Source organism: Pseudomonas fluvialis, from assembly GCF_002835605.1.
Lineage (GTDB): Bacteria > Pseudomonadota > Gammaproteobacteria > Pseudomonadales > Pseudomonadaceae > Aquipseudomonas > Aquipseudomonas fluvialis.
In genome coordinates this window covers 1-18,125 of the sequence record NZ_PIYS01000032.1, presented here as the reverse complement: position 1 = coordinate 18,125, position 18,125 = coordinate 1, and the positions used below count along the sequence as shown (strand labels likewise).

Annotated in this window: 17 protein-coding genes and 1 riboswitch; of the genes, 8 read left to right on the top strand and 9 right to left on the bottom strand. The window is 64.2% G+C overall.

What is annotated here, in order from left to right; translation table 11 throughout:
* Positions 1-16: 16 nt before the first annotated feature.
* From CW360_RS15520 to tkt, 6 genes are all read right to left on the bottom strand, one after another.
* Positions 17-250, bottom strand: a complete 234-nt coding sequence (locus CW360_RS15520) for a hypothetical protein (protein WP_093984703.1) — start codon at positions 248-250, stop codon at positions 17-19.
* Between the two features lie 74 nt (positions 251-324).
* On the bottom strand, positions 325-1,389 hold the full coding sequence (gene fba, locus CW360_RS15515) for a class II fructose-bisphosphate aldolase (RefSeq protein WP_093984702.1): 1,065 nt from the start codon (positions 1,387-1,389) through the stop codon (positions 325-327).
* 165 nt (positions 1,390-1,554) lie between these two features.
* On the bottom strand, positions 1,555-1,863 hold the full coding sequence (locus CW360_RS15510) for an MliC family protein (RefSeq protein ID WP_093984701.1): 309 nt from the start codon (positions 1,861-1,863) through the stop codon (positions 1,555-1,557).
* 56 nt (positions 1,864-1,919) lie between these two features.
* Entirely contained in the window at positions 1,920-3,077 is a 1,158-nt protein-coding gene (locus CW360_RS15505; protein WP_101194315.1) for a phosphoglycerate kinase, read from the bottom strand.
* A 12-nt stretch (positions 3,078-3,089) separates the two neighbouring features.
* A complete protein-coding gene (gene epd, locus CW360_RS15500; protein ID WP_101194314.1) occupies positions 3,090-4,145 on the bottom strand; it encodes an erythrose-4-phosphate dehydrogenase in 1,056 nt (351 codons plus the stop codon).
* Between the two features lie 109 nt (positions 4,146-4,254).
* Positions 4,255-6,255, bottom strand: coding sequence for a transketolase (gene tkt, locus CW360_RS15495; protein ID WP_101194313.1), 2,001 nt, complete (start codon positions 6,253-6,255; stop codon positions 4,255-4,257).
* A gap of 175 nt (positions 6,256-6,430) precedes the next feature.
* On the opposite strand from tkt, the gene CW360_RS15490 reads away from it, so the two are divergent.
* From CW360_RS15490 to CW360_RS15475, 4 genes are all read left to right on the top strand, one after another.
* A complete protein-coding gene (locus CW360_RS15490) occupies positions 6,431-7,390 on the top strand; it encodes an ArsR/SmtB family transcription factor (RefSeq protein ID WP_093984697.1) in 960 nt (319 codons plus the stop codon).
* A 47-nt stretch (positions 7,391-7,437) separates the two neighbouring features.
* Positions 7,438-8,628 carry a methionine adenosyltransferase gene (gene metK / locus CW360_RS15485; RefSeq protein ID WP_101194312.1) on the top strand — a complete coding sequence of 397 codons (1,191 nt, stop codon included), beginning with the start codon at positions 7,438-7,440 and terminating at the stop codon, positions 8,626-8,628.
* Between the two features lie 71 nt (positions 8,629-8,699).
* A complete protein-coding gene (locus CW360_RS15480) occupies positions 8,700-9,509 on the top strand; it encodes a helix-turn-helix transcriptional regulator (RefSeq protein ID WP_101194311.1) in 810 nt (269 codons plus the stop codon).
* Between the two features lie 80 nt (positions 9,510-9,589).
* Positions 9,590-10,162 carry a YbhB/YbcL family Raf kinase inhibitor-like protein gene (locus CW360_RS15475; RefSeq protein ID WP_101194310.1) on the top strand — a complete coding sequence of 191 codons (573 nt, stop codon included), beginning with the start codon at positions 9,590-9,592 and terminating at the stop codon, positions 10,160-10,162.
* 299 nt (positions 10,163-10,461) lie between these two features.
* Here the strand turns inward: CW360_RS15475 and CW360_RS15470 are convergent, their stop codons facing one another.
* From CW360_RS15470 to CW360_RS15460, 3 genes are all read right to left on the bottom strand, one after another.
* A complete protein-coding gene (locus CW360_RS15470; RefSeq protein WP_093984694.1) occupies positions 10,462-10,800 on the bottom strand; it encodes a hypothetical protein in 339 nt (112 codons plus the stop codon).
* 120 nt (positions 10,801-10,920) lie between these two features.
* Complete coding sequence (locus tag CW360_RS15465) at positions 10,921-11,367, bottom strand: c-type cytochrome (RefSeq protein WP_101194309.1); 447 nt, start codon at positions 11,365-11,367, stop codon at positions 10,921-10,923.
* 147 nt (positions 11,368-11,514) lie between these two features.
* Positions 11,515-11,901: an MAPEG family protein gene (locus tag CW360_RS15460; RefSeq protein ID WP_093984692.1), complete on the bottom strand. Its 387-nt coding sequence runs from the start codon at positions 11,899-11,901 to the stop codon at positions 11,515-11,517.
* 186 nt (positions 11,902-12,087) lie between these two features.
* A riboswitch (S-adenosyl-L-homocysteine riboswitch) is annotated at positions 12,088-12,222 on the top strand.
* 23 nt (positions 12,223-12,245) lie between these two features.
* Here CW360_RS15460 and ahcY point away from each other — a divergent pair.
* The 4 genes from ahcY (at position 12,246) to CW360_RS15440 (ending at position 18,125) form a co-directional block, all read left to right on the top strand.
* The gene (ahcY, locus tag CW360_RS15455) at positions 12,246-13,652 is read left to right on the top strand and encodes an adenosylhomocysteinase (protein ID WP_093984691.1); all 1,407 of its coding nucleotides are present in this window, start codon (positions 12,246-12,248) and stop codon (positions 13,650-13,652) included.
* Positions 13,653-13,794: 142 nt separating this feature from the next.
* The gene (metF, locus tag CW360_RS15450) at positions 13,795-14,643 is read left to right on the top strand and encodes a methylenetetrahydrofolate reductase [NAD(P)H] (RefSeq protein WP_101194308.1); all 849 of its coding nucleotides are present in this window, start codon (positions 13,795-13,797) and stop codon (positions 14,641-14,643) included.
* A gap of 196 nt (positions 14,644-14,839) precedes the next feature.
* The gene (rhlE2, locus tag CW360_RS15445) at positions 14,840-16,678 is read left to right on the top strand and encodes an RNA helicase RhlE2 (protein ID WP_101194307.1); all 1,839 of its coding nucleotides are present in this window, start codon (positions 14,840-14,842) and stop codon (positions 16,676-16,678) included.
* 115 nt (positions 16,679-16,793) lie between these two features.
* Complete coding sequence (locus CW360_RS15440) at positions 16,794-18,125, top strand: IS4 family transposase (RefSeq protein WP_170307333.1); 1,332 nt, start codon at positions 16,794-16,796, stop codon at positions 18,123-18,125.

Sequence of the window (18,125 nt, the reverse complement as noted above, 5' to 3'; positions counted from 1 at the left end):
GCAAAGCCGCTAGCCGTCAGCTCGACACAAGAGCCTGGCGCTGCTGATAACGACGCCGCACACCCAGATCGATACGCAGACAGAGCGCCGTCAGCAGCATGAAAGCCAAACCCAGCTGGCCACGACTGACCGCAGTACCCAGCCACTGGGACAGCGCATCAGCCACCAGCTGCGGGTAACTGGCAAGGAAAGCACCGAGCGGCGCGACTAGCAGAAGAAAACAGAAACCGATGGCGCGTAGCAGGGCCATAAGCACCTCCGTGACAGGACCTGCCTACAGCATGGCAGGCCCCGGCACGGATGCCACTAGACCATCGGCCAGGCTCAGTTGACCTTGGCGGCCAGCTCGCCCTTGGCATAGCGCTGGTACATACCTTCCAGGGAGATCGGCTTGATCTTCGAGGCGTTGCCGGCGGTACCGAAGGCTTCGTAGCGGGCGATGCAGATGTCGCGCATGGCCTCGATGGTCTTGGCGAAGAACTTGCGCGGGTCGAACTCGCTCGGCTGCTCGGCCATCATGCGACGCATGGCACCGGTGGAGGCCAGGCGCAGGTCGGTATCGATGTTGACCTTGCGTACACCGTACTTGATACCTTCGACGATTTCCTCGACCGGCACGCCGTAGGTTTCCTTGATGTCGCCACCGTACTGGTTGATGATCGCCAGCCACTCCTGTGGCACCGAAGACGAGCCGTGCATCACCAGGTGAGTGTTGGGGATGCGCTTGTGGATCTCCTTGATGCGCTCGATGGCGAGGATGTCACCGGTCGGCGGCTTGGTGAACTTGTAGGCACCGTGGCTGGTGCCGATGGCGATGGCCAGGGCATCAACCTGGGTCTTCTTGACGAAGTCAGCGGCCTCTTCCGGGTCGGTGAGCATCTGGCTGTGGTCGAGAATACCCTCGGCACCGACACCATCCTCTTCGCCGGCCTGGCCGGTTTCTAGGCTGCCCAGGCAGCCCAGCTCGCCTTCCACCGATACACCGCAGGCGTGCGCGAAGGCTACGGTCTGCTGGGTCACGCGGACGTTGTAGTCGTAGTCGGCCGGGGTCTTGCCGTCTTCACGCAGCGAGCCGTCCATCATTACCGAGGAGAAGCCCAGCTGGATCGAGCGCTGGCAGACGTCCGGGCTGGTGCCGTGGTCCTGGTGCATGCACACCGGGATGTGCGGGAACTCTTCGATGGCCGCGAGGATCAGGTGACGCAGGAACGGCGCGCCAGCGTACTTGCGGGCGCCAGCGGAAGCCTGGACGATCACCGGGGAATCGGTCTTGTCGGCCGCTTCCATGATCGCGCGCATCTGCTCGAGGTTGTTGACGTTGAAGGCCGGCACGCCATAGCCGAATTCGGCGGCGTGGTCGAGCATCTGACGCATGCTGATAAGTGCCATGAGTTTCCAGTCTCCCGATGGGGGGTCGTTAATCGTGTGCAAGCCTGCCGCAGCGGCAGACTCGGTTCAAGCCTTGAAAACAGCGACAAGCCGCAAGCCCGCAATAAACAGCCCAGGCGGCACTCTCGCGTCTACTTGCAGCGTGCCGCGCGGTTTGCTGCTGCCCTATTGCGCCTTGCAGTCGCGGCCGATCAGGTCATCGTCGGCCACCCAGTACAGCAGGCCCTGTTCGCCTTTGGTGTGCAGGGCCAATTCGCCGTCGCTGTACAGCGCGCCTGAGGCTGCCGGTTGCTGTGCCAGACGGTACAAGCGCTGGGCACCGTCAAGACGCAGTTCGGCCTGCTCGTCAACCAGCCGCCAATGCAGCTCCACGCCACTGTCGCACTGCCAATGTTGCCAGGGGCCGGGCTGCGGAGTAGTCGCACAACCTGCCAATACCGCGCCCGACAGCCAGAGACTGACCTGTTTGCGCATAAACCTGCTCCTCTGCAACAGGCCACGAACCAGCCGGCCCATGGCCTTCCACGCCATCAGGCGCGTGACTCCAGAACAGCCACTGCCGGCAGCACCTTGCCCTCGACGAATTCGAGGAAAGCGCCGCCGCCGGTGGAGATGTAGCTGATCTGCTCGGCCACGCCGTACTTGTCGATCGCCGCCAGGGTGTCGCCACCGCCGGCAATAGAGAACGCCGGGCTCTCGGCGATGGCCTGGGCCAGCGCCTGGGTGCCGTTGCCGAACTGGTCGAATTCGAACACGCCGACCGGGCCGTTCCACAGGATGGTCTGCGAGGCCTTGAGCAGCTCGGCAAACTGCGCAGCAGTCTGCGGGCCAATGTCGAGGATCATGTCGTCCTCGGCTACATCGGCCACCCGCTTGACGGTCGCTGCGGCGTCTTCGGCGAAGGCCTTGGCCACCACCACATCCACCGGCAGCGGCACGCTGACCTTGGCGGCGATGGCCTTGGCGGTGTCCACCAGGTCGGCTTCGTACAGCGACTTGCCGACCGGGAAACCGGCAGCGGCGAGGAAGGTGTTGGCGATGCCGCCACCGACGATCAGCTGGTCGCAGATCTGGCTCAGGCTGTTCAGCACGTCCAGCTTGGTCGACACCTTGGAGCCGGCGACGATGGCCGCCATCGGCTTGGCCGGGTTACCCAGCGCCTTGCCCAGGGCTTCCAGCTCGGCGGCCAGCAGCGGGCCGGCACAAGCTACCGGGGCGAACTTGGCTACCCCGTGGGTCGAACCCTCGGCGCGGTGGGCGGTACCGAAGGCATCCATGACGAACACGTCGCACAGCGCCGCGTACTGCTGCGCCAGCTCGTCGGCATTCTTCTTCTCGCCCTTGTTGAAGCGCACGTTCTCGAACAGCACGACCTCGCCGGGCTTGACCTCGACACCGTCGAGGTAGTCCTTGACCAGCGGGACTTCGCGGCCCAGCGCCTTGCTCAGGTAGGCGGCAACCGGCGCCAGGCTGTTCTCTTCGGAGTATTCGCCCTCGGTCGGACGACCCAGGTGCGAGCAGACCATGACCGCCGCACCCTTTTCCAGAGCCAGCTTGATGGTCGGCAGCGAGGCGACGATGCGTGCGTCGCTCTTCACTACGCCCTCTTTCACCGGGACGTTGAGGTCTTCGCGGATCAGCACACGCTTACCAGCGAGGTCGAGGTCAGTCATCTTCAAAACAGTCATGGCATCAGTCCTTCATCTGGGCTGGTTGGTAGCAGCGGCAACGTCGAGCCAGTGGGCCGCGACGTCGAGCATTCGGTTGGCAAAACCCCATTCGTTGTCGAACCAGGCCAGCAGGTTGACCAGACGCGGGCCGGACACGCGGGTCTGGCTGCCATCGACGATGGCGGAATGGGGATCATGGTTGAAATCACAGCTGGCGTGCGGCAACTCGGTATAGGCCAGCAGCCCCTTGAGCGGCCCAGCCTGGGCGGCCTCGCGCAGCAACTGGTTGATCTCCTGGGCCGTGGTGTCGCGGGCCATCTGCAGGGTGATGTCGAGGCACGATACATTCACCGTCGGCACACGGATAGCCTTGGCCTGGATACGCCCGGAAAGCTCCGGGAGCAGGCGCTCGATGCCACGGGCCAGGCCGGTCGATACCGGAATCACCGACTGGAAGGCCGAACGCGTGCGACGCAGGTCTTCGTGGTGGTAGGCGTCGATCACCGGCTGGTCGTTCATCGCCGAGTGGATGGTGGTGATCGAGACGAACTCGATACCCACTGTCTCGTTGAGCAGCTTGAGCAGCGGTACACCGCAGTTGGTGGTGCAGGAGGCGTTGGAAACCAGCTGTTCCGTGCCGCGCAGGCACTGCTGATTGACGCCATAGACCACGGTGGCGTCGATATCCGCCTCACTGGCCATCGGCTGCGAGAGCAACACGCGCGGTGCGCCGGCGTTGATGAAACGCCTGGCCTGTTCGCGGCTGGTGTACTGTCCAGAGCACTCCAGCAGCAGGTCGATGCCCAGCGCCGCCCAGTCGATGGCTTCCGGCGTGCTGTGGCGCAGCACCTGCACACACTCACCATTGATGTGCAGGCAGTCGCCGTCTACCTCCACCGCGCCGGGAAAGCGCCCATGGGTGGAATCGAAACGCGTCAGGTACTCGACGCTGGCCTGGTCGGCCAGGTCGTTGAGCGCGACGATCTCCAGGCCAGCCGCCGGCCCACGCTCATGCAGGGCGCGCAGCACGCAACGACCGATACGGCCATAGCCGTTGAGAGCGACGCGATAAGATCGATTCTGCATGGGGCCTGCCTGGTCACAAGCCGCTCGAAGGCTGGAGGCTGAAGGCTGAACGAGAAAACAGCGCGTGCCGCTTATCGTTCAGCCTTCAGCCTCCAGCCTCCAGCGTCTTTTAGCTGTCGAGAAGTTCGTCGGCGGTGGCAACGATGTTCTCGACGGTAAAGCCGAACTCCTCGAACAGCTGCGCGGCCGGGGCCGACTCGCCAAAACTGGTCATGCCGATGATGCGTCCTTCCAGACCGACGTACTTGTACCAGTAGTCGGCATGCGAAGCCTCAATGGCGATGCGCGCGCCCACCTCGACCGGCAGCACGGCCTGCTTGTAGGCGGCGTCCTGGCGGTCGAACACACTGGTCGATGGCATGGACACCACGCGCACCTTGCGGCCCTGCTCGGTCAGCTTGTCGAACGCCTGCATGGCCAGGCCGACTTCCGAACCGGTGGCAATCAGGATCAATTCCGGCTCGCCGGCGCAGTCCTTGAGCACGTAGGCACCCCGCGCGATATCGGCCAACTGCTGCTCGCTGCGCGCCTGGTGCGGCAGGTTCTGCCGGCTGAAGATCAGCGCGGACGGGCCGTCGGCGCGCTCGATGGCGAATTTCCAGGCCACCGCGGACTCCACGGCATCAGCCGGGCGCCAGGTGTCGAGGTTCGGCGTGCCACGCAGGCTGGCCAGCTGCTCGATCGGCTGGTGGGTCGGGCCGTCTTCACCCAGACCGATGGAGTCGTGGGTGAACACATAGAGCACGCGCTGCTTCATCAGCGCGGACATGCGCACGGCGTTGCGCGCGTATTCCATGAAGATCAGGAAGGTCGCGCCGTACGGGATGAAACCGCCGTGCAGGGCCACGCCGTTCATGATCGCGCTCATGCCGAACTCGCGTACGCCGTAGAACAGGTAGTTGCCCGAAGCATCGCCGGCTTGTACGCCCTGGCAGCCCTTCCACAGGGTCAGGTTGGAGCCAGCCAGGTCGGCCGAACCACCGAGGAATTCCGGCAGCAGCGGGCCGAAGGCGTTCAGCGCGTTCTGGCTGGCCTTGCGGCTGGCGATGGTTTCACCCTTGGCGGCAACGTCGGCGACATAGGCGGCAGCTTTCTCGGCGAAGTCGGCTGGCAGCTCACCGGCCATGCGGCGCTTGAACTCGGCAGCCAGCTGCGGATGGGCAGCAGCGTAGGCCGCAAAGCGCTCATTCCACTCGGCTTCGCGGGCAGCACCGGCGGCCTTGGCATCCCACTCGGCATAGATGTCGGCGGGAATCTCGAACGGGCCATGGTTCCAGCCGAGCTGGGCACGGGTCGCGGCAATTTCATCATTGCCCAGCGGCGCACCGTGGCACTCTTCCTTGCCCTGCTTGTTCGGCGAACCGAAGCCGATCACCGTCTTGCAGCAGATCAGCGTCGGACGCTCGCTTTCCGCACGGGCGGTTTGCAGCGCGGTCTGGATCTCCTCGGCGTCGTGGCCGTCGACATTGCGGATCACCTGCCAGCCGTAGGCTTCGAAACGCGCCGGGGTGTCGTCGGTGAACCAGCCGTGCACTTCGCCATCGATGGAGATGCCGTTGTCGTCGTAGAAGGCGATCAGCTTGCCCAGACCGAGGGTGCCAGCCAGCGAGCAGACCTCGTGGCTGATGCCTTCCATCATGCAGCCGTCGCCGAGGAACACGTAGGTGTGGTGGTCGACGATCTGGTGACCAGGACGGTTGAACTGCGCGCCCAGCACCTTCTCGGCGAGGGCGAAACCCACGGCGTTGGCAATGCCCTGACCCAGCGGGCCGGTGGTGGTTTCCACGCCCGGGGTGTAGCCGTATTCCGGGTGCCCCGGAGTCTTGCTGTGCAGCTGGCGGAAGTTCTTCAGGTCGTCGATCGACAGGTCGTAGCCGCTCAGGTGCAGCAGCGAGTAGATCAGCATCGAACCATGGCCGTTGGACAGCACAAAGCGGTCGCGGTCGGCCCACTGCGGGTTCTGCGGGTTGTGCTTGAGGTGGTCACGCCACAGCACTTCGGCGATATCCGCCATACCCATGGGCGCGCCCGGGTGGCCGCTGTTGGCTTTCTGCACAGCATCCATGCTGAGGGCGCGGATGGCATTGGCTCGGTCACGACGGCTGGGCATCGCTAATCTCCTGCGGGGGGCTGATCACGGAAAAGGCCGGCATTTTCCCCCACCACCCCCTGCCGGGGCAAACAGTAAAAGCAGACGACGCGCCGCACGGCGCCTTTGCGCAATATCAAGAATTTTTGATATTGCCGTTGCTGACCACGAAATGTCCGACTAGACTGCCCGGACTATGAGCCTGCCGCTGCCTTCGCTCGACCACGAGCCCGCCGACGACCTGGCTGCCCTTTGCAAAGCGGCAGGCGACCCCCTGCGCCTGCAGGTACTGCGCGCGCTGGCCAATGACTCGTTCGGCGTGCTGGAGCTGGCGCAGATCTTCGCCATCGGCCAATCCGGCATGAGCCACCATCTCAAAGTGCTGGCCCAGGCTGGTTTGCTGGCGACACGCCGCGAAGGCAATGCGGTGTTCTACCGTCGCGCCCTGCCGGGTGGTGCGCTGCATGCTGCGCTGCTTGAGGAGCTGGATAGGCTGCCTGTGCCGGACAACCTGCAGGCGCGCATCCGCGCGGTGCATGGCCAGCGCGCCGAAGCCAGCCGCGAGTTCTTCGCGCGCATGGCCAGCAACTTCCAGGCCCAGCAGGACCTGATCGCCAGCCTGGCGCAGTATCGCGACAGTCTGCTCAGCCTGCTCGATGCGCTGCCGCTGACCCGTCAGGCCACCGCCCTGGAAGTCGGCCCCGGCGACGGCGCCTTTCTCCCCGAGCTGGCCCGGCGTTTTGCCCAGGTCAGCGCACTGGACAACAGCCCGGCCATGCTCGAACTGGCCCGCCAGCGCTGCGAGCGCGAAGGCCTGGGCAATGTTCAGCTGCAACTGGCCGACGCCCTGCAGCAACCGCACAGCCCCGTCGATTGCGTGGTACTGAACATGGTGCTGCACCACTTCGCCGCACCAGCCGAAGCCATGCGCCAGCTCAGCCCGTTGATCAACAGCGGCGGGCATCTGCTGATCACCGAGTTATGCAGCCATAACCAGGCCTGGGCCCGCGAGGCCTGTGGCGACCTGTGGCTGGGTTTCGAGCAGGACGACCTGGCCCGCTGGGCCGAGGCAGCCGGGCTGCGGGTAGGGGAAAGCCTCTACCTGGGCCTGAAGAACGGTTTCCAGATCCAGGTGCGGCACTTCGCCAAACCCTGACCCACTCACCCCAGGACTGACCCTTGCAGGACAGATAGGACCAAGAAATGAGCGAATACTCCCTGTTTACCTCTGAATCGGTGTCCGAAGGCCATCCGGACAAGATCGCCGACCAGATCTCCGATGCCGTCCTCGACGCCATCATCGCCCAGGACAAGCACGCCCGCGTCGCGGTGGAAACGCTGGTCAAGACCGGCGTGGCCATCGTCGCCGGTGAAGTCACCACCAGTGCTTGGGTCGACCTCGAGCAGATCGTCCGCGGCGTGATCTGCGACATCGGCTACACCAACTCCGACGTCGGCTTCGACGGCGCCACCTGCGGCGTGCTGAACATCATCGGCAAGCAGTCCCCGGACATCAACCAGGGTGTCGACCGTGCCAAGCCGGAAGACCAGGGCGCCGGTGACCAGGGCCTGATGTTCGGCTACGCCAGCAACGAAACCGACGTACTGATGCCGGCGCCCATCGTGCTCTCGCACCGCCTGGTCGAGCGCCAGGCCGAGGCGCGCAAGTCCGGCCTGCTGCCGTGGCTGCGCCCGGACGCCAAATCCCAGGTCACCTGCCGCTACGAGAACGGCAAAGTGGTCGGCATCGACGCCGTGGTGCTGTCGACCCAGCACAACCCGGAGATCAGCCAGGCCGATCTCAAGGAAGCGGTGATGGAGCTGATCGTCAAGCACACCCTGCCGGCCGAACTGCTGCACAAGGACACCCAGTTCCACATCAACCCGACCGGCAAGTTCGTCATCGGCGGCCCGGTGGGCGACTGCGGCCTGACCGGGCGCAAGATCATCGTCGACTCCTACGGCGGCATGGCCCGCCACGGCGGCGGCGCCTTCTCCGGCAAGGACCCGTCCAAGGTCGACCGCTCGGCGGCCTACGCCGGCCGCTACGTGGCCAAGAACATCGTTGCCGCCGGCCTGGCCGAGCGCTGCGAGATTCAGGTCTCCTACGCCATCGGCGTGGCTCAGCCGACCTCCATCTCGGTGAACACCTTCGGCACCCACAAGATTGCCGAAGAGCGGATCATCCAGCTGGTGCGCGAAGTCTTCGACCTGCGCCCCTACGCCATCACCCGCATGCTCGACCTGCTGCACCCGATGTACCAGGCCACTGCCGCCTACGGTCACTTCGGCCGCACTCCGCAACAGAAGACCGTCGGCAACGACAGCTTCACTACCTTTACCTGGGAACAGACCGACAAGGTCGAAGCCCTGCGCGCCGCAGCCGGCCTGTAAGCCCCCGCCCGTGCTATAAGAAAGCCCCGCTCCGGCGGGGCTTTCTGCTTCATGGCCCCAAGGGATTGTCCATGCCCAGCCTCCCCCTGCTGTCATTCCACTGCTTCCAGACCCAGCGCCTGCAGCGCACGCCGATTTTTGGTCCGTTACTGATCGCGGTGACCCATGGCGAGAAAACCCTGCGCATCGGCGAACGCCTGTGGCGTTGTCCGGCCGGCAGCTGGCTGGCCCTGCGCGGCCCGCAACGGGTAGAGCTGATCAACCAGCCGGATACCGCCAGCGGGACCTATCAGGCCTGGGCATTGGGCGAGCAGGACGGCTGGCTGCAACGCCTGCACGAGCTGTATGGCGCACAACTGGCCGGGCTCGGCAGCAGCGAGCCGGCTCAGCTTTTTGCGCCGAATGCCAGCGCCCTTCACGCCTTCGAACAGCTGCTCGGATTATTGCCCGAGGCCCAGGCCGGCAGCCTGCGGGGCGCCCGCGCCGAGCATGCCTGGCAGGGCTTGATGCTGGCGCTGGCCGAGGCCGGCCAGGCCGGGGTGCTGTTCAACCGCCGCCCCCTGCACTGGCAAGAACGCGCGCTGCACCTGCTGCGCGGCGATCTGAGTCGCCACTGGCAAGCCGAAGAGCTGGCCACCCACCTGGCCATGAGCCCAGCCACATTGCGCCGCAAGCTGGCCAGCGAAGGCATCTCCTTTCGTCGCCTGCTGCAGGATGCCCGCATGGAGCAGGCCCTCGGCCTGGTCAGCGCCTCGTCCGAACCGCTCGGCGCAATCGCTGCGAGCTGCGGCTACCAGTCACCATCACGCTTCGCCGCAGCCTTCCAGCGTCACTACGGGATGAGCCCCAGCCAGCTGCGGCAAACGCGCGAAACGGGCTAACACTTGAGCGATCCGGGCGCGCCAGCAGGATGCCGCATCGTCAGACTGCAGCTAACACCTAGCTGACGACGGAGTCGCCGATGAAATCCCTTGCATTCGCTCTGGTCATGACCGGCCTGGGCATGGCCGGCCACACCCTGGCCTTCGAACTGAACAGCCCGCAACTGCAGGAGGGCCAGCCCCTGAGCAAGGCTCAGGAGTATCAAGGCTTCGGCTGTAGCGGAGACAACCGCGCGCCAGCCCTGAGCTGGCAGAACCCACCAGCCGGTACCCGCAGTTTTGCTGTCACGGTCTACGACCCGGATGCCCCGACCGGCTCTGGCTGGTGGCACTGGCTGGTCTTCAACCTGCCAGCTGACAGCCGCGGCCTGCCTGAAGGGAGCGGGCAGCCCGGCGGCGCGACCCTGCCGGCGGGCAGCGTGCAGAGCCTGACCGACTTCGGCCAGCCCGGCTTCGGTGGCGCCTGCCCACTTGCCGGCGACAAGGCCCACCGCTATGTGTTCACCGTGCACGCACTGAAGGTTCCGCGTCTGGAGCTGGACGAAAAAGCCATGCCGGCACTGGTCGGCTACATGCTCCACGCCAACAGCTTGGGCAGCGCCAGCCTGACCGCCAGCTACGCGCGCCCTGCCGAGATGCAGGCTCAACAATAACCTGCATCCCCGCGCGAGCACCCCTTGACCAGCGTGCTCTGACCCAGAACGGCCAATTCCAGCAACCTGAATGGCAGAGCAAAAACAACATCCTGCCAGCTGCAGTTAGTTGAATTGCCCAGGCCTTCATGCGCTCGTTCTTTACGCTACGGGGCCAAGGAAATTGTGGCACCTGAACAAGGCGCCCCAAGAAGAGCATCCCGCTGGCACGTCACACATTCGAGCCGATCTGAAAGGACTGTAGGCAGAAAAAAACCTCGCCAGATCGCTCTGGCGAGGTTTTTGACGTTACGGCTGGCTTAGTTGCCGAATACCGAGCCGAGGCTTTTCAGGGCATCGCCAGCGGCATTGACCTTGTCCAGGGTGGCGTTGGCCTGACCGGCCTGTTGCGAACCGGCCGCCTGAGCGGCCAGCTGATCACAACCGCCTTCAGCCTGAGCCACCGCGCCGCTGAGTTTTTCATTGTTGAGCGCCTGGCCCAAGGCCTTGAGCTGGCCCAGGGTTTCCTGGTTGGCGGAAAGCTGCTCTTCGCACTTGGCCTTGGCCTGATCAAGACCAGCGGCCTCAATACCCGCCGCCTGGGCGTGGGCGCCCACCAGGCAGAAAGCAGCAATGCAGAACAGGGAAGAGAAACGCATGAGGTGACCTCGCAATCAATGAGGCCCGGCTTTCCATAGCCCCCCAGCCGGGCAAATCCATTTGCATGGGGGATAAGGCGCGGCACTCTAACAGCGCTGGCGGCGTTCGACAAACACGGCTCAGTAGCGGCGGAACTCACTATGACAGGCTTTGCAATCAGCCTCCACGCGGGCAACCAGGGGTGCCAGCGTCTTGGCCTGCAACGGTGGCCGCGCCGCAGCCTCGGCAAGCGCCCGGGTACTGGCCATCTGCGCATCGGCCAATTCCTGGAAGCGCGCCTGACGCTGCCAGACTTCGTCACGCGCGCGGCTATCTCCCTCGTCACGCACCTGCGGGAAATGCTGCCAGGGCTGTGCCGTCAGCTCGTCCAGACGCACGGCACCGCTGGCAAATGCCTGCTCGTCGAAAGGCAGGCGGCCACGCAGCATGCCGCCAAGGTCTTCGCTGGTACGCAGCATCTCCTTGAACAGCGCCTGGCGCTTGCCCAACGGCGAATTCGGATCCACCGAATCACAGCCCTGCAAACCCAGACCAGCCAGAACAAGCAACACCAGCGGATATTTCATGACACGACAACCTGTGGGCAGAAAACGCCGCCAGTATCGCCACATCGGCCCGGCCGTCAACGCCCAGGGCGTTACCAGGGATGACCCGCCGCCAATCCGGCTAAGGCCCTAATACCCTGGCAGGCGGCGCGCCCAGCCTCGCCAGGCTCAGGCCGACACCACGAACAACGCCACGATCATTGCCATGCCAAAGGCCCAGACCAGAGAGCGCAGCGGCCCCCAGTCGGCCAGGTAGCAAACGAAGTACAACAGCCGGCTGACCACAAAGGCCACGGCCAGCTGATCAAGCAGCAACTGTTCGGCAACGCCGACCTGGTGGGCGATCAGTACGGCAGCGGCAAACGCCGGGGTCACCTCGAACGCATTCTGCTGGGCATTGTTGGCGCGCCGCCGCCAGCCCTGCAGGCCGGCCAGAAAGGCCCGCGGATCACTGTTGGCCTGCGGCCCGTAACCGGCACCAAAAAACTTCGCCGCCCCCGTGGCCAGGTAGGGCAGAAAAATGGCGATCAACACACACCAGTAAGCGGTCGTCATGCAGGGCTCCTTGACTCGGCAACAGGCGCCGACCCCTGCCGGCGCTTCCTGCACGGTAGGCCGGCAGGCGGTAAAACGCCACTAGCAGAGCCGACCGAAGGCACTAAAAAGCATGGGCTTGCCACCTGCCGCTCGCTATACTGCATGGGCTTTGCGCGACGGGCTCAGCCCCGCCGCTCCCGCCACCTGTCCGAGGGGCGCTGCAGCAGACGCCAGAGCTGTTTCGAATCACCCGCCGCTCGGCAACAGATTCGCCTCAGCCTCCCGTCTGTCAGGCTCGGTCAGGGCGTTACCCATACGCATCAACGGCGCCCATTCGCAGACAACGAATGGAGACTCATCCTATGAGCGCTGTACTGACGCCTGCCGGTTTTACCGACTTCAAGGTGGCCGACATTTCCCTGGCCGCCTGGGGTCGCAAGGAAATCATCATTGCCGAGTCCGAGATGCCTGCCCTGATGGGCCTGCGTCGCAAGTATGCGGCCAGCCAGCCGCTGGCCGGCGCGAAGATCATCGGCTGCATCCACATGACCATCCAGACCGCAGTGCTGATCGAAACGCTGATCGCCCTCGGTGCCGAAGTGCGCTGGTCGTCCTGCAACATCTTCTCCACCCAGGACCAGGCCGCTGCCGCCATCGCCGCCGCCGGCATCCCGGTATTCGCCTGGAAGGGCGAGACCGAGGAGGAGTACGAGTGGTGCATCGAGCAGACCATCCTCAAGGACGGTCAGCCGTGGGATGCCAACATGATCCTCGACGACGGCGGTGATCTGACCCAGATCATCCACGAGCGTTACCCGGCCATGCTGGAGAAGATCCACGGCATCACCGAGGAAACCACCACCGGCGTGCACCGCCTGCTCGACATGCTCAAGGCCGGCACCCTGAAAGTCCCGGCGATCAACGTCAACGACTCGGTGACCAAGAGCAAGAACGACAACAAGTACGGCTGCCGTCACAGCCTCAACGACGCCATCAAGCGCGGCACCGACCACCTGCTGTCCGGCAAGCAGGCGCTGGTGATCGGTTACGGCGACGTGGGCAAGGGCTCGGCCCAGTCGCTGCGCCAGGAAGGCATGATCGTCAAGGTCAGCGAGATCGATCCGATCTGCGCCATGCAGGCCTGCATGGACGGTTTCGAAGTGGTATCGCCCTACCTGAACGGCCTTAACGACGGCAGCGAGGCGAGCATCGACAAGGCCCTGCTGGGCAAGATCGACCTGATCGTCACCACCACCGGCAACGTCAACGTGTGCGACGCCAACATGCTCAAGGCGCTGAAGAAGCGCGCCGTGGTGTGCAACATCGGCCACTTCGACAACGAGATCGACACCGCCTTCATGCGCGCCAACTGGGGCTGGGAAGAGGTCAAGCCGCAGGTGCACAAGATCCACCGCACCGGCAAGAGCGTCGACCCGAGCAACGATGACTACCTGATCCTGCTCGCCGAAGGCCGCCTGGTGAACCTGGGCAACGCCACCGGCCACCCGAGCCGCATCATGGACGGCTCGTTCGCCAACCAGGTACTGGCGCAGATCTTCCTCTATGAGCAGAAGTTCGCCGAACTCTCCGCCGAGAAGAAAGCCGAGCGCCTGACCGTGGAAGTGCTGCCGAAGAAACTGGACGAAGAAGTGGCCCTGGAAATGGTCAAGGGCTTCGGTGGAGTTGTCACCCAACTGACCACCAAGCAGGCCGAATACATCGGCGTAACCGTCGAAGGCCCGTTCAAGCCGGACGCCTATCGCTACTAAGAAGGCCGCTGGAGGCTGGAGGCTAGAGGCTGAACGGAAGAGCACCGCCGAGTTGCTTTTACGTCCAGCCTCCAGCCTCCAGCCTTCAGCGATCAAAGGACTCCCAGACCATCACTGGCCTGCAAGCCTCCAGGATTCGCTTATGAGTACCTCCGATCGACGCTATAGCTTCGAGTTCTTTCCCACCAAGACCGATGCCGGCCATGAAAAGCTGCTCACCGTGGCCCACCAACTGGCCAGCTACCAACCCGACTTTTTCTCCTGCACCTACGGTGCCGGGGGCTCTACCCGCGACCGTACACTGAACACCGTGCTGCAACTCGACGGCGAAGTGAAAGTGCCCACCGCGCCGCACCTGTCCTGCGTTGGTGACAGCAAGGCCGAACTGCGCGAACTGCTCAATACCTACCAGGCGAATGGCATTCAGCGCATCGTTGCCCTGCGTGGCGACCTGCCCTCGGGCATGGGCATGGCCTCGGGCGAGTTGCGCTACGCCAACGAACTGGTCGAGTTCATCCGCGCCGAGACCGGTGATCACTTCCACATTGAAGTGGCCGCCTACCCGGAAGTGCATCCGCAGGCACGTAGCTTCGAAGACGATTTGCACAACTTCGTGCGCAAGTGCCAGGCCGGTGCCGACAGCGCGATCACCCAGTATTTCTTCAGCGCCGACTGCTACTTCTACTTCGTCGAGCGTGTGCGCAAGCTGGGCGTGGAACTGCCGATCACCCCCGGCATCATGCCGATCACCAACTACAGCAAGCTGGCGCGCTTTTCCGACGCCTGCGGCGCGGAGATCCCGCGCTGGATCCGCAAGCAGCTGGAAGCCTATGGCGACGACCTGCAAAGCATCCAGGCGTTCGGCGAGCAGGTGGTCAGCGAAATGTGCGAACGCCTGCTGGCCGGTGGCGCACCGGGCCTGCACTTCTATACGCTGAACCAGGCCGAACCCAGCCTGGCGATCTGGAACAACCTTGGCCTGCCGCGCTGACCACCCGACAGCCAGACGACAAGCAGGGCTGCACAAGCGTGCAGCTCTGTTATACTCCGCCAGCCTTTTCCGCCCACGCCCGGATGTTCGCCTGCTTCGCAGGCCAGCAGGACCGGTCGGGATCGCTCACCCAGACGCGATTCAGGCGAGGCACCCAGACCCATCGGGCTACGCCCTAACCTACACAGGATGACTCATGTCCTTTGCCTCCCTCGGCCTTTCCGAGGCCTTGGTCCGCGCCGTCGAGGCCGCAGGCTATAGCCAACCCACGCCCGTCCAGCAGCGTGCCATTCCGGCGGTCCTGCAGGGCCGTGACCTGATGGTGGCGGCACAGACCGGCACCGGCAAAACCGGCGGTTTCGCCCTGCCCGTGCTTGAGCTGCTGTTTCCCGGCGGCCATCCCGACCGCGAACAGCGCCACGGCCCGAAGCAGGCCCGCGTGCTGGTACTGACTCCGACCCGCGAACTGGCGGCACAGGTGCATGACAGCTTCAAGCTGTACGCCCGCGACCTCAAGCTGGTCAGCACGTGCATCTTCGGTGGCGTCGGCATGAACCCGCAGATCCAGGCCGTGGCCAAGGGCCTGGATGTGCTGGTGGCCTGCCCCGGCCGGCTGCTCGACCTGGTTGGGCAGAAAGCCGTCGACCTGTCCCATGTGGAAATCCTCGTGCTTGATGAAGCCGACCGCATGCTCGACATGGGCTTCATCCACGATGTGAAGAAGGTCCTCGCCAAGTTACCGGCCAAGCGGCAGAACCTGCTGTTCTCCGCGACCTTCAGCAAAGACATCACCGATCTGGCCAACAAGCTGCTGCATGACCCCGAGCGCATCGAGGTCACCCCGCCGAACACCACGGTGGAACGCATCGAACAGCGCGTATTCCGCCTGCCGGCCAGCCACAAGCGCGCCCTGCTCGCCCATCTGGTCACCCAGGGCGCCTGGGAGCAGGTGCTGGTATTCACCCGTACCAAGCACGGCGCCAACCGCCTGGCCGAGTACCTCGACAAGCATGGCCTAAGTGCGGCCGCCATCCACGGCAACAAGAGCCAGAATGCCCGCACCAAGGCCCTGGCCGACTTCAAGGCCAACCAGATTCGTATCCTGGTGGCGACCGACATCGCCGCCCGCGGCCTGGATATCGACCAGCTGCCGCATGTCGTCAACTTCGAGCTGCCCAATGTCGAAGAAGACTACGTACACCGCATCGGCCGCACCGGCCGGGCCGGACGCAGTGGTGAAGCCATTTCCCTGGTGGCCCCGGACGAGGAAAAGCTGCTCAAGGCCATCGAACGCCTGACCAAGCAGCGCATTGCCGACGGCGATACCCTGGGCTTCGACCCGGACAGTATCGAGGTGGAAAAACCAGAAGTCCGCCCACCCCGCCCGGAGCGCCAGCCACGCGCCAACAAGCCACGTCACGAGCCGGCCAAACCTGCCAAACCCGCCGGCGAGGACAGGAAAGCCGAAGACAAGGGCGAAGGCGAAGGCAAAGCCAAGCGCAACCGCAAGCGCCGCGGAGGCAAGGGCAAGGACGGCGCCACGGCAAATCCGCCAAGCCCTGCGGGCAAGGCCGCATTGCCGGTCATGCCGCCGCCGGATCGTGATCCGGAGGAGTTCCTCGATGACGAATACGACAACTTTGGCAATCGTGCCGACTACGTGCCCACGCCGAGCAAGGCGCCGGCACGCCCCGGACGGCGTAGCAACGCCCAGGGCGGTCAGCCACGCCAGGGTCAAGGCCAGTCAGCCGGCAAGCGCAGCGGCGGACAGCCGGGCGGCCAGGGCAAGCCACGCAACGGCAAGCCGACCGGCCGGCCTAACGGTCAGCCGCGTCACAACAACGGCCCGCGTCGCGAAGAAACTCGCCCGCTGCGTGAACCAGCCGTTGCCGATCCGCGCAACAGCAAGCAACCGCTGATCATCCGCAAGGGTGAGCGCCTGCCCAGCCTGGAGCAGTTGGAAAGCCTGGAGAACAAGCGCCCGCGTGGCGAGCGTCCCGCCCTGCTGACCCGCAAGAACAGCAGCGACGAGTAAGCAAGACACGCCATAAAAAACGCCGGCAATGCCGTAATGCTGTTCACTTAAGCATTTGAGCCCTGACGGGGCTTCCCCGAAAATCCGATGTCAGGTCCCTGGCATCGGATTTTTTATGTCTCTGCAACAGCAACTGCTCGACTTAGGTGAACTGTTCAACTTCTCGGATCTGAGCACCTTCACCCAAAACATCCCGATCGAGTGGGTGGCATCCGCTCTGGACTTGTCCGCCCAGGCCACCATAAGGCGGCGGCGTCTGCCCAGCGATCAGGTGCTCTGGCTGGTGCTTGGCATGGCCTTGTTCCGTGACGAGCCGGTGCATGAGGTCGCACGACGCCTGAATATCTGTGCCCAGGGGCTGGCCTCTCACGACCTGCTGGCCCGAAGCGGTGTCACCGAGGCGCGTAAACGATTGGGTGCCGATCCGGTTGAGTGGCTGTTTCGTCAGACGGGTAACCAGTGGGGTTGCGAGCGCTATGAGGGCGATACCTGGCAGGGCCTGCAAGTATTGGCCGTGGATGGCGCACTCCTGCGCACCCCAGACACGCCTGAACTCCGAGAGCATTTCGGCTCCGGCAATACCTCCACCGAGCGCCAGACGCCGTTTCCCATGCTGCGACTGGTAGCCCTGATGAACGTGCGCTCGCACCTGATTCTGGATGCGCAGGTGAGTCCCTACCGGCGCAGTGAGATGCGCTTGGCCGATGAGTTTATGCAGCAGATTCCCAATCAGTCGGTGACGCTGTTCGATAAGGGCTTCTGGAGTGCCGACTTGCTGTTGCGCCTGGGCGCCGCAGGGGAAAGCCGGCACTGGCTGATTCCGGCCCGCCAAGGGCTGGTTGGCGAGGAAGTCGCTCGTTACGGCAAGGGCGATCGTTTGCTGCGCATGAAGGTGTCGGCACAGGCACGAAAGCGCAACCCCGACCTGCCGACGCACTGGGAGGTACGTGAAGTCAGCTACGCCGTGAAGGACAAGATCAAGACAGTGCTCACCTCGCTGCCTGCGGATACTTACAGCGCCAAGACCATCGCCAAGCTGTATCAGGAGCGCTGGGAGATCGAGCTGGGCTTCCGGGATATCAAAAGCTCTCTGCAGCAGAATGCGATGACCCTGCGCAGCAAGGTAACGGAGCTGGTCTACCAGGAGGTCTGGGGCTTGTTGTTGGCCTACAACATCATCCGCCGCGAAGCCGGTCAGGCAGCCGTCGCCTTCGGCCGCTCTCCGGGCGACATCCGCTTCAAACCAGTAGCTCAATACATCGCCGTGCAATTGATCGTGATGGCGGCGGCCAACCCGATTTCAGCAACAGGAACACGATTGTCGGAGCTGAGAGCAGGAATCGGTGGGCTGTTTCTGGATCACCGTCCAAGGCCATCAAGACCAAGGACGGTGAAGATCTCAAAGACCCGTTATCCAGTGGATCGAAAGGCTGCTCCGCTTAAGTGA